The following is a 12,489-nucleotide window of genomic DNA, read 5'->3' as shown; positions in this document are numbered from 1 at the left end:
GAGGATTTTTTAGGATATAGTAGTATTAATAACTTTACTATGAAATTAAATAATTTGTGAGAAATTAGGAGATAAAGTATTGGGGGAAGTAGCCTATGGATGGAATCTAAGGGAAAGTTCTATTTTATAGAGGGTTATTAGTGTGAATTATAGAAATAATACATAAGAGAAAATGACTAAGGGAGATAGCTAGATGGATGTTAGGAGTAGAATAATTGAACTTCCCACTTATGAAAAGTATAGATTAATAGTCATGAGTGATATTCATGGTGGGCTAAATTCATATAAAAAATTAACTGAGAAAGTTAAATTAGCAGAAAATGATTATTTAATCATATTAGGAGACTTCATAGAGAAGGGTCCCTATAGTAAAAAATTATTAGAAGAGCTGAAGAAAATATCAAAACATAAAAATAGAATAATAATATCAGGCAATTGTGAGGCATTTATATCTTATCTCATGAAAGATATAAACCACTGTGAAAAAATGTACAAATATATGGGAAATAAGCCTTATAGAAGTATATTTGATGATTGGATAGGTGAATTGAATGTTAATTTGGATGAAACTACACCAGAGGAACTTCATATAAGAATTAATAAAGTATATAAAGAGGATATAGATTTCATAAGCACATTGCCAATAGGACTGGAATTTGATAAGTTCATATTTGTACATGGTGGTATAGATTATATTAATGACTGGAAGGACAGTTCCTTTAGAACTTTGTTAGCCTGTGATGAATTTTATAAAAAGGGTCACAAAAGTGATAAAATTGTAGTGGTAGGCCACTGGCCCACTTCAAATTATAAGGGTTTTAGTGGTAGCGGAGATGTAATTATAGATAAAGAGAAAAGGATAATATGTATAGATGGTGGCTACGCAGTAAAAATAAAGGGCCAAATGAATGCTCTTATTATTGAAAAAGACGGGGGAAATTACAATATATCTAGTGAAAAGATAGATGATTTTACTAAATATAAGGTTATTGAAGAAAACAAAGGCAGTGAAAAAATTCCTGAAAAATTAGGGTGGCCATGTAATAAAATTAGAATAATTGAAAAGAAAGAAGAATTTTCATTGTGTGAAAGAATTCATAATGGAGAATATATAAATGTTAAAAATGAATTGATAGAATTTGATGGAAAAGAATATTATTGTAATCAAGACTATCAGGAATATTTTTTAACGGTAAATAAGGGAGATGAAATAAGGGTGGCAGGTATATATGGAAAATATGCTTTAGCCAGGTTTAAGGATGAATATGGATGGATTGAAACTAGAAAGATTTCTGTTGGTGAGTAATGGAGAAATATTATGAAGAAAAAACATATAAATGTGATGAGCAAATTATTACTAGGAGTATACTTGATATATTTGTTTTATCTAGTGTTTCTTAGTCCCTATTATGGGAGAACTACCTATCATGTCAGTTATAATGTTATACCATTTAGTACTATTTCTGAGTATGCGTTTTTAAAATATGGTATAAGAAATACAATAATTAATATTGGGGGCAATATTGTAGCTTTTATGCCTTTAGGATTTTTATTACCACTAGCCTATAATAAGACTAATAATTATATAAAAATATTTATGTTAGCCCTAATAACTACTTGCAGTATTGAACTACTTCAATATATTTATAGGGTAGGCACTTGTGATATAGATGATATTATATTAAATCTGGTAGGAGCCATGTTAGGATATATATTAGTGAAAAAGATTAAAATATAGGGAGATAAGAATTGAATTTTTTAAAAAAGATATCGTAAGTGTTAAAAAAATCTCAAATAGAAAAATCAATCTAAATTTCCATTAAATAAGTATTTGCGAATTACAAAAAATTTGTTATAATGAATACAAGAAAAAGAAATATATCTGGGGTATTCGTGTAGCTCTTATTTTGAACCTACAGTTAAGAAACGGGAGTTCAAAATTTAGATGTGAAATTGACTTATGAGACCGAATCGGCAAGGACAAAGAAGTATCTGTGAGGGCACCCACCTATCGTTGAGATAGGTATCAAAATTAGAGTAGCGGTATTTTGGAATATTAAGAGAGGCATATGCCTCTCTTTTTTTACTTGTTAGGAAATTAAGTTTTACTTTATGGGTGAGTATTTTCCATATTAGATTCATCGAAGGTAAGCATATTTTTGTATGTAAAGTTAGCTGCTTCTATTATGTTAAAGGCCAATGCTGCACCAGAACCTTCTCCCAACTTCATATCTAAATTTAAAAGGGGCGATAAGGATAACTTATCTAAAACCAATTTAGATGCGGGTTCTGCAGACATATGGGATGGAATGGCATAATCTTTACAAAGGTTATTTAAACCATAGGCAATAATAAATGCCGCATAAGATATGAAACCATCTAATACAACAGGCATTCTTAAGCTAGCAGCTCCTAATATGGCTCCAGCCATGGCCCCTATCTCAAATCCTCCAACCTTAGCTAATATATCTATAGGATCATTTTTATCTGGCTTGTTAATTTTAATAGAATCCTTTATAACATTCATCTTTCTAAGGATACCTTCATTATCAAGGCCACAGCCCATACCCGTAATATTTTCAGGTAATAGATCAAAGAATACACTCATAATTGCTGTTGATGGAGTAGTATTACATATACCCATTTCTCCGATACCAATTACTTTGTATCCCTTTTCCTTAGCTAAAGTAGCATATTTAATTCCTATCTCTAAAGACTTTATGGCTTCATCATAGGCCATGGCAGGTCCTATTCTCATATTATCAGTAGACTTTCTGATTTTTTCATTAAAAACTCCAGTAATTTCTTCATCGCAATTTATGCCCACATCTATGGCCCAAACATGGGAATTTGTAAAATTACATAGGGTAGATACTCCATTACCTCCACCTACAAAGTTGGCAAATTGTTGCTGTGTAACCACCTGTTTACAAGGAGATACATTTTCCTCATAAACTCCATGATCAGCTCCAAAACCTAAAATTAATTTATTGGAAGTATCATAGTAATTATTTTCATAAATTCCAGATAACTGAATAGCTATAGTTTCTAATTTACCCAAACTATCTAAAGGCTTAATAAGAAGGTCTAGTCTTTCCTTAGCTAAATCCATATGGTTTTTACTAAGTGGTGTAATTGATTTAATAGTTTCTTGTAATTTTTTCATCTTTCAAAATTCCCCTTTAAGATTATATTTGTGTTTTTAGGCAATTAAAAAAGCCCATACTCCCAGTGGGAATATGAACTTTGCCGTCATTCACATTTTAAAATTTTAAGGCAGGTCTCCTGACTAAGAATCATAGAAATATTAAGCCTTCCCAGTAGTCTAGTGGCATATTTAACATTTCTCATCATTACAGTGGTGGGTCCGTGAAGGAATTTAACCTTCTTCCCTATTCTCCTAAAAATTAGGCACCTTAAAATTTTAGCTTATTAATTTCTCATATTTATGATAATATATTTTTAGAGATTTATCAACAATATAATTTTTTTTGGAATATTGAGCTTAAATGAAAGGCATTTAAACAAGGACTAGGAGAATCAATAGATGAACAAAAAAATCATAAGGTTTAGTTATAGTAGTTTAGTATTTGCAGTAATAATGATAATTTTAATAGGAAGCCTATGTGTAAATAAAAGTATGAGAATTAGCTATTATAGAGTCATATTTCCTATTGTGAATGGATTCTTTTTAGCATATATATTAGACCCATTTGTAGTTTTTTTCGAAAGAAAATTTAATATGAAAAGAAATATGAGTGTGTTTATAGCCGTTTTTATTGTCACATTAATTGTTATCTTGCTAGGAACTTTGGTAGTACACAATGTAATAAATAGTATAATAAACTTTTTAGAAACATTGCCACATTCTAGCAATCTAACTACTGGGATGATTACAGATAGAATAATAAATAAAATAGGTATTAACCGTATAGATGATTTAGATAAAAATACTATAGCTATTATAAGAAATAGTATTAATAAGGGAATATCGAGTATTAAATATGTACCAAAGAGCTTTGGCAATTTTCAAGGAACTATTTTTGGTATTTGTAAAAAAATAATAAGTTGTCTATTAGGAGTGTATATATTATTAGACAAAAAATTACTAATTGCCAGGGCAAAACGTATGCTATATGCCTTTACTAGTAATGAAAGAGCGGATTATATAGTTTATATAATTAATAAGGGCAATGATATATTTTCTAATTTTGTAGTTGGAAAAGTAATTGATTCAGCAATTATTGGATTAATTTGCTTTGTTATATTAATAATGGTAAAGTGTCCATACGCCTTATTAATATCCTTAGTTGTGGGAACTACTAATGTACTTCCATTTGTGGGACCTATAATAGGAGGTGTTGTGGCTGTGATTATAACTTTGATTGCAAGTCCTAAAATGACTCTAGTAGTAGGTCTAATAATTGCACTACTTCAGCAGTTTGATGGAGCCATATTAGGTCCTAAGATATTAGGAGATAAGATTGGGGTAGGAGCATTTTGGATAATAGTGGCTATAACCCTGTCAGGTGCCGTAGGAGGAGTTGTAGGCATGTTCTTTGGAGTTCCTATGGTAGTTCTAATCAAAAATTTAGTGGAAGAACATGTAAACAGAAGACTAAAGAGAAAGAAAATGACTCTATTAGAGTTGGAAAATTTAAATGAATGAAATTAAAAGGGATGGTCATAGAATTATGACCATCCTTATTATAGGTGTTATTTTTTAGTATTCATAGAAGCTTAAAGCAGCAGCTCCCACAAGTCCGCAATCTGATCTCTCAGCTTTTTTAATCTGGCATGCTTCAATATTTGCCTTTAAAGACATACCTTTTATAGTTTCCATCATTTTATCATAGAACATATTAAGGGCATTAGATAATCCTCCGCCAATTGCAATTACTTCAGGATTATAATTGGCAATCACATTATAAAGGCTTAGGCCTAAATAATATCCTTCGTCTTCAATAAGTTTTAAAGCTAGAGGATCCTTTTCCTTTGCTGCCCCAACAATGTGTTCACCTTTAATTTTACCTTCTCCAGCCAATTCTTTTATTAAGGATTCTTCACCAGAATCAATGGCCTCCTTAGCAAATCTTTCTAAGGCAGTACCTGAGGCATAGGCTTCAATACATCCATAGTTTCCACAATTACACTTAGGTCCATTGAAGTTTAGGATAGTATGTCCAATTTCAAAGGCATTAGAATTTGCTCCCGATTGGAAATGTCCATTTACTATGGCACCACCACCTACTCCTGTACTTACTGTAATATACACAAAATCTTTATGATTCTTACCACTTCCAAATAAATATTCTCCTATGGTAGCAGCATTAGCGTCATTTTCTAATCTTATGGGAATATTCTTAAAGTCCTCTTTTAACATATCTACTATTCTAGTATTTTCCCATCCTGTCAGGTTAGAAGTCTTAAGAATAACACCTTCCTTAGTATCAAGTGGACCAGGAGAACCTATTCCTATTCCACCTAAATCTTCTATAGATAAATCTAACTTATTAAGAAGGACATTGATAGTTTCTTTCATTCTTTTAATTGCATTTTCAGGACCATTTTCTACTTCTGTAGGAATTTTTATATTATGAATAACTTTACCTTCTCTAGTAACGATTCCAATATCAATTTTTGTGCCGCCTAAATCAATACCACAAAAAAATTCTTTCATAATGATTATTCACCTCAGTTTTTTTATTAGTTATTTCAATATTAGTTTAATAGAAACTTAAGAAAAACACAACTAGTATATACAAGTTGTGAATAAGGAAACTTAATTAGATACATTATACGATAAACTTTTCAAAATATACAAGAGGATATTTTCATAAGATTTCGTAAAAATAGAATCTTACTTTTTTTGCGAAGACTATGACAATATATTTAAGGTCAATTTAATTACCATAAGAAAATGGACAAAGAAAACCTTTTCACGACAACAAATTTAAGAAATATGAAGTTATAATGTACTTAAGTTAAAAATATTTACCTACAAGGGGGATGAATATGAAAAAAAGAATAATATCGCTAGTATGTATAGCGGCGCTTTCTCTAGGCCTATTTGCAGGATGTGGAAAGAAACAGGAAGCTACAACAGAGGCACCAGCAGATGGTAAAAAAGAAATTGTAATTGGTTTTTCAATGGATACGTTAAAGGAAGAAAGATGGCAAAAGGATAGAGATATCCTTATGGCTAGAGCACAAGAAAAGGGTGTTAAAATCCTAATTCAAGCGGCAAATGGTGATGATAACAAGCAAATTGCTCAAGCTGAGAACATGATATCTCAAGGCGTAGATGTACTTATGGTAGCACCTCACAATGCAGAGGTTGCAGCTACAATTGTTGAATCAGCTCATGCAGAAGGTATTCCTGTTTTATCTTATGATAGATTAATCAAGAATGCAGATGTAGACTTATATGTTTCTTTTGATAATGAAAAAGTTGGTAACTTACAAGGTGAATACGTAACTAAGATGAATCCAAAAGGAAACTATGTATACATTGGTGGAGCCCCAACAGATAACAATGCACACCTATTCAAAAAAGGTGCTATGGATGTATTAAAGCCATTCATCGACAATGGAGATATTAATTTAGTATATGAGCAAATGTCAAAGGACTGGCAACCAAGTGAAGCTCAAAAGCATATGGAAAACGCTTTAACAGCTAACAAAAACAAGGTAGATGTAGTAATTTGTGCAAATGATGGAACTGCAGGTGGAGCTATATCTGCATTAGCAGAGCAACAATTATCTGGAAAAGTACCTGTAACTGGACAAGATGCAGAGTTAGCTGCTTGTCAAAGAATTGTTGAAGGACAACAAGTTATGACAGTATACAAGCCTATACCAAAGCTTGCAGAAACTGCTCTTGATTTAGCTATAAAGATGGCTAAAAAGGAAGAAGTTAAAACTAACTCTACTGTAGCAAATGGAAAGATTGATGTATTGTCATACTTATTAGAGCCTGTAGTAGTTGACAAGGACAACATGATGGACACTATTATAAAGGATGGATACCACCCATTTGAAGAAGTTTATAAGAATATTCCAGAAGATGAAAGACCAGCAAAATAATAATATAACAATTAAAGAGGTTAGGCTGTCTAGCCTCTTTAATTTAACCACCTTGTGGTTAGGATAAAGTTTTTTATGATTTTATGTTCAATATAAAGGTATGTGAACTTACTTCAGTTCAATAAATCAAAAAAATTTTATCCTAACCATAAGCACAATCAGATGGAGGTGACATAATTGAGTAAAAATATCTTGGAAATGAGAAATATAACAAAGGAATTTCCAGGGGTTAAAGCACTTGATAAGGTAAACTTTCAAGTAGAAAAGGGAGAAGTACATGCACTATGTGGTGAAAATGGAGCAGGAAAATCTACCTTGATGAAAATATTAAGTGGTGTTTATCCTTATGGAACTTATACAGGAGATATAGTATTAAAAGGTGAAGTACAAAAGTTTTCAAACATAGCAGATTCAGAAAAGAAAAAAATTGCCATAGTTTATCAAGAACTAGCATTAGTTCCTCAAATGACTGTTGCAGAGAATATTTATCTTTCTAATGAGCCTATGATTCATAAGGGACTTACTATAGATGATGAAAAATTAAATTATATGGCCAAGGAACTTTTAGATAAGCTAGGTTTAGATATACCAACAAATACATTAGTAAGGGATTTAGGTGTGGGAGTTCAACAATTAGTAGAAATTGCTAAGGCCCTTTCTAAGGATGTGGAAATATTAATATTAGATGAACCAACAGCAGCTTTAACAGATAGTGAAGTAGAGGCATTTTTTAGAATTATAAAGGATCTACAAAAAAAGGGAATAACTTTCATTATAATAACTCATAAATTAGAAGAAATATTTGAAATAGCTAACACAGTAACAGTAATAAGGGATGGTCTTACTATAAGTAGTGACCCTATTGAAGATTTAGATGAAGATAAGATTATAAAGCTTATGGTAGGAAGAGAATTGGATGATAGATACCCTAAGGAAGTTCATCAAGGTGAAGAAGTAATCATGGAAGTAAAAGATTTTTCCGTATATGATGTGATGAACAACAAAGAACTTGTAAAAAATGTATCATTCCAGGTAAGAAAGGGAGAAATCCTTGGTGTAGCAGGTCTTATGGGAGCTGGAAGAACAGAATTAGTTATGGGGTTATTTGGAGCCTATGGAAAAAATACTTCAGGAACCATAAGTATTGATGGAAAAGAAGTTAATATAAACTCTCCTAAGGATGCCATTAAAAATGGTTTAGCCTTAGTTACGGAAGACAGAAAGGGAAATGGATTAGTTCTTGGCCAAAGTGTCATGGTAAATACTACCCTAGCATCCCTTAAAAAGGTATTATCAGGTGGAGTATTAGATGAAAATAAGGAAATATTCCATTCTAATAAATATGTGGATGATTTACTTATAAAAACTCCTAGTATAGAACAATTAGTAAAAAATCTATCAGGAGGAAATCAACAAAAGGTTGTAATAGGAAAATGGCTAATGACAGACCCTAAAATATTAATATTAGATGAACCTACAAGGGGTATTGACGTAGGTGCTAAATATGAAATATACAACTTAATGAATAAACTTGCAAAAAAAGGCGTTGCAGTTGTTATGATCTCGTCAGAACTCCCAGAAATAATAGGTATGTCAGATAGAATACTTGTAATGCATGAAGGAAGTATAAAGGGCGAATTGCCAAGGGGAGCTTCACAAGAAGAAATAATGTATTTTGCTACAGGAAGGAGAGGCAACAATGGAACAAGTAAAGCTTAAGAAAAAACGACAGTTAAATATTAGAAAATATACTATGATAATAGCTTTAATCGGTATATGGTTTCTATTTTATAATCTAGATGATACAGGTACTTTCCTAACGGCAAGAAACTTATCAAACCTATTTAAACAAATGTCTGTAACGGCAGTATTAGCAATGGGAATGTTTATGATATTAGTTAATCTTCATATAGATTTATCCCTAGGTTCATTAGTTGGTTTATCTGGTGGAGTATGTGCCCTACTCATGTACAAGTTTGGTATGAACCCATTTATGGCAATAATACTTACTATACTATTAGGTGCTGTATGTGGAATCTTTACAGGATCTTGGGTAAATGCTGGAGTACCAGCATTCATTGCATCACTAGGTGGTATGCTTGCTTATAGGGGAGCTATCATGGGACTTTCAAAGGGAGCGTCTGTTCCTACTAGTGAACCTGCATTTAGGTTCTTAGGAACGGCTTATGTGCCTCCTACTGTGGGATGGATAATAGGAGCTATAGCAATACTCGGTCTTAGCTACATGACAATTAAAAAGAGACAAAGTAGGATTAAATTTGGATTTGAAGTAAAATCCATGGCTTTAGAATTATTATACTTAGGTATTTATATAGGAATAATAATGACATTTATATATACTATGAATTCATATAAGGGAATACCAATGCCTATAGCCATCGTATTAGGAATTGCACTTATTTTAACTTTTGTTGCAACTAAAACTAGATTTGGTAGACAAGTATTTGCCATAGGTGGTAATAAGGAAGCTGCCAGATTATCTGGTATTGATATAAAGGCAAGAACAATGCAAATATTTATTATATCAGGAGTAATGGCATCAATAGCTGGAATCCTATTAACAGCAAGACTAGGAACTGCAACTACAGATGCAGGAAATGGATTTGAACTGGATGCAGTTGCATCTTGTGTTATTGGTGGAACATCACTACTTGGTGGAGAAGGAACTATTATTGGAGCTGTATTAGGTGCATTGGTTATGGCATCTATAGACAATGGAATGTCCATATTAAATACAGAGGCTTATTGGCAACTTATAGTTAAGGGACTTATATTAGTTATAGCAGTATTTATAGACATATACAATAAGAAAAAGGGTAAGTAAATAGTTGTTGGCAAAGGATAATAAACTTTAATCCTTGCCAACTCTATGACTTCATATATTCAAAAGGTCCTCTGCTATTATATAAGTAGGGGATTTTTTGAATACATGATGTTTATAATAAAATGAAAAAATAAGTTATAATAGAAAATAGATTGCTAACAAGACGGAGGTAGTTAGATAAAAGCTAAGCAAATACCCCTTAAAGATCTAACTGTCTCCATATTAAATTCAGGAGGGATATCTTTTGAAAAAATATATATTACTTCTTATTATTACTATAACTTTAATAACCATATCTTTAAATGCCAATAGAATGGAAGAAGATACCTCTCATAATGTCAAATTAAGGGACGAGGATTATCATTTTATATTTGTTCCAAAGGAAAAAAATGAATACTGGGAAGAAATAGAAAAGGGCATATTAGAGGAAGCTGAAAAACGTAATGTGAGTATAAGCATTTTGAGTGATAAGTATTATGATAAAAAGAATCACATAAGTAAAATAGATAGGGCCATAGAATCTGGTTGTGATGGAATAATAGCCTTTACTTTAAATGACAGTGAATACTCTAGAATAATAGATAGGAGTACAAGTATGGATATTCCATTTATTGCCGTTGAAAATGATGTGCTAAATAGTACGAGAAACTCCTACGTGGGCATTAACAACTATTATGCAGGAGTAAAAATGGCAGATAAGCTCTTTAACACCATAGATAAAAGTGGAGAAGTGGGAGTCATAATGAATAATGAGGAGAACAATTTAAGATTAATAGGTATTTATGATGAGAAAAAGAAATTTCCACTAATTAATATAACAAAGGTAGCTTATATGGATGCTAAGAAAATAAATACTTACAAGATTATAGAAGAAATGGTATTAGAGAATAAACATATAAAGGGAATCATATGTAATGATGAGTACTCTACCTATATAGCAGGACAAGTATTAGTTAGATTAAATAAAGTTGGAAAAATTAAGATAATAGGAATGGGAGACTTAACAGGAATACAAAGATTTGTGAAAAAAGGTGTCATTGAAGGCGTCTATATTAAAAATCCAGAAAATATTGGTATGGAAACATTAGATATTTTAATGAAAGTTAAGACGGGAGAATTTGTGGAAAATGCTATCTTTAGTGATTTAATTTACTTTGATAAGGACGATGTGTATGAAGAATAATTTTATATCTATAAAAGAAAAACTTATAGTTAGTTATATATTAATATTGATCATATTAATATGGATAGGTGGATATAGTTTATATACTATAAACAGAATATCGAGTCAATACAATGAGTTTGTGGAAAAGTTAGATACTCTATCTAATGTGAAAAACTCAATAAAGGAAAGTAAGAATTCTCTAGACAATCTACTACTTACAAGGTCTACTAATTATATAGATGATATATATTCTTCTATTGATACGTCCTATGGAGAATTAAATAAGTTAAGTAGAAGGAATATGACTAAAGAAGAGTATAATCTAATGGTTGACTTAAGAAAGCTTATAGGAAGTTACAGGGCCTATAGTGAAGAGACCTTTAGGGTAGCCCTAGGAACGGCAGATGAAAGATATATAATAAATTATAATAATAGTACTAAGGTATATAATTATATAATGGAGTCTGTAGATGAGATAAATAATAAAATATATGAGGAAAATTTTAGAAAATATAAGATAATAAAAGAGCATAATTTGAAATTTACTAGGGCTATCATAGTAATTTTCATAATTAGTATATCCATAAGCATAATGTTCATTTTCTTTTTTTCTAGGAAGTTAATACAGAATGTAAATGCTTTAACTAATCAGGCAGAGGAAGTTTCTAAAGGGAATTTTGAAGTAGACAATCTTAAAATAGATTCTCAGGATGAAATAGGAATACTGTTTAATTCCTTTAACATTATGGTAAAGGAAATTAAATATTTATTAAGTGAGGTAGAAAATAAAACTCGATTGGAAAAGGAAGCACAATTTTTAGCTTTACAATCCCAAATAAATCCTCATTTTTTATTTAACACTTTAAATGTTATTGCTAAAACTGCTTTAATTGAAGGATCAGATAATACTTGTGATTTAATAGAATCCCTATCAGACATTCTAAGGTATACCCTTAGAAATGTGAATTCTACAGTTACCTTAGAAGAAGAAGTATATAGCTTAAGACAATACATATATATACAAAAGACTAGATTTGGAGATAGGATAAAATATATAGAGAATATTGATGATGATTTATTAAACTATAAAATACCCCTATTATCGTTACAGCCCATAGTTGAAAATGCTTTTAAACATGGACTAGAAGGAAAAGAACAGGGGGGAGAAATAGAAGTAAGGATCAATAGTATAAAAAATTATATAAAAATAGAAATAAGGGATAATGGAAAGGGTTTTTATCCATATATGTATTCTAAAGAGAATGCTGGAATAGGTGTGAAAAATGTAAGGGAAAGATTAGGAATTTATTTTAAAAATAAAAGTTTGTTGTTTTTTTATAATACTAAAGAGGGCGCATTAGTAAAAATTATAATACCAAAGGTGGAATAATAT

General features: G+C 31.0%; 10 protein-coding genes, 1 other RNA gene and 1 riboswitch. Of the genes, 9 read left to right on the top strand and 2 right to left on the bottom strand.

Annotated elements, in window-relative coordinates; translation table 11 throughout:
• The first annotated feature begins 193 nt into the window (after positions 1 to 193).
• The 3 genes from CCE28_RS09940 (at position 194) to ssrS (ending at position 2,059) form a co-directional block, all read left to right on the top strand.
• Positions 194 to 1,306: a metallophosphoesterase gene (locus CCE28_RS09940; protein WP_095133481.1), complete on the top strand. Its 1,113-nt coding sequence runs from the start codon at positions 194 to 196 to the stop codon at positions 1,304 to 1,306.
• A gap of 12 nt (positions 1,307 to 1,318) precedes the next feature.
• Positions 1,319 to 1,738 (top strand): VanZ family protein, encoded by a 420-nt coding sequence (locus tag CCE28_RS09935; protein WP_095133479.1) that lies wholly within the window; start codon positions 1,319 to 1,321, stop codon positions 1,736 to 1,738.
• A gap of 138 nt (positions 1,739 to 1,876) precedes the next feature.
• Positions 1,877 to 2,059: non-coding RNA, 6S RNA (ssrS, locus tag CCE28_RS09930), on the top strand.
• Positions 2,060 to 2,110: 51 nt separating this feature from the next.
• Here ssrS and cobT read toward each other — a convergent pair.
• Positions 2,111 to 3,166 (bottom strand): nicotinate-nucleotide--dimethylbenzimidazole phosphoribosyltransferase, encoded by a 1,056-nt coding sequence (gene cobT, locus CCE28_RS09925; protein ID WP_095133477.1) that lies wholly within the window; start codon positions 3,164 to 3,166, stop codon positions 2,111 to 2,113.
• Positions 3,167 to 3,258: 92 nt separating this feature from the next.
• Positions 3,259 to 3,434, bottom strand: a riboswitch (cobalamin riboswitch).
• Positions 3,435 to 3,547: 113 nt separating this feature from the next.
• Between cobT and CCE28_RS09920 the strand changes: the two genes are divergently transcribed.
• Positions 3,548 to 4,669: an AI-2E family transporter gene (locus CCE28_RS09920; protein WP_095133475.1), complete on the top strand. Its 1,122-nt coding sequence runs from the start codon at positions 3,548 to 3,550 to the stop codon at positions 4,667 to 4,669.
• Between the two features lie 54 nt (positions 4,670 to 4,723).
• On the opposite strand, the gene CCE28_RS09915 is transcribed toward CCE28_RS09920, so the two are convergent.
• On the bottom strand, positions 4,724 to 5,680 hold the full coding sequence (locus CCE28_RS09915; protein WP_095133473.1) for an ROK family protein: 957 nt from the start codon (positions 5,678 to 5,680) through the stop codon (positions 4,724 to 4,726).
• 335 nt (positions 5,681 to 6,015) lie between these two features.
• Here CCE28_RS09915 and xylF point away from each other — a divergent pair, with 335 nt between their 5' ends.
• The 5 genes from xylF to CCE28_RS09890 all read left to right on the top strand — a co-directional run bounded on the left by xylF (position 6,016) and on the right by CCE28_RS09890 (position 12,486).
• Entirely contained in the window at positions 6,016 to 7,086 is a 1,071-nt protein-coding gene (gene xylF, locus CCE28_RS09910) for a D-xylose ABC transporter substrate-binding protein (RefSeq protein WP_242972952.1), read from the top strand.
• 177 nt (positions 7,087 to 7,263) lie between these two features.
• A complete protein-coding gene (locus CCE28_RS09905; RefSeq protein ID WP_095133469.1) occupies positions 7,264 to 8,805 on the top strand; it encodes a xylose ABC transporter ATP-binding protein in 1,542 nt (513 codons plus the stop codon).
• Positions 8,786 to 9,931 (top strand): sugar ABC transporter permease, encoded by a 1,146-nt coding sequence (locus CCE28_RS09900; protein ID WP_095133467.1) that lies wholly within the window; start codon positions 8,786 to 8,788, stop codon positions 9,929 to 9,931. Before CCE28_RS09905 ends, CCE28_RS09900 begins: the two co-directional genes overlap by 20 nt.
• Positions 9,932 to 10,175: 244 nt before the next feature.
• Positions 10,176 to 11,114, top strand: a complete 939-nt coding sequence (locus tag CCE28_RS09895; RefSeq protein ID WP_095133465.1) for a sugar ABC transporter substrate-binding protein — start codon at positions 10,176 to 10,178, stop codon at positions 11,112 to 11,114.
• Entirely contained in the window at positions 11,104 to 12,486 is a 1,383-nt protein-coding gene (locus CCE28_RS09890; RefSeq protein ID WP_176461758.1) for a sensor histidine kinase, read from the top strand. Before CCE28_RS09895 ends, CCE28_RS09890 begins: the two co-directional genes overlap by 11 nt.
• Positions 12,487 to 12,489 lie beyond the last annotated feature (3 nt).

Source organism: Anaeromicrobium sediminis (assembly GCF_002270055.1).
Taxonomy (GTDB): Bacteria; Bacillota; Clostridia; order Peptostreptococcales; family Thermotaleaceae; genus Anaeromicrobium; species Anaeromicrobium sediminis.
The sequence above is the reverse complement of the archived record's forward strand: the minus strand, read 5'-3'. Positions and strand labels throughout refer to the sequence as shown.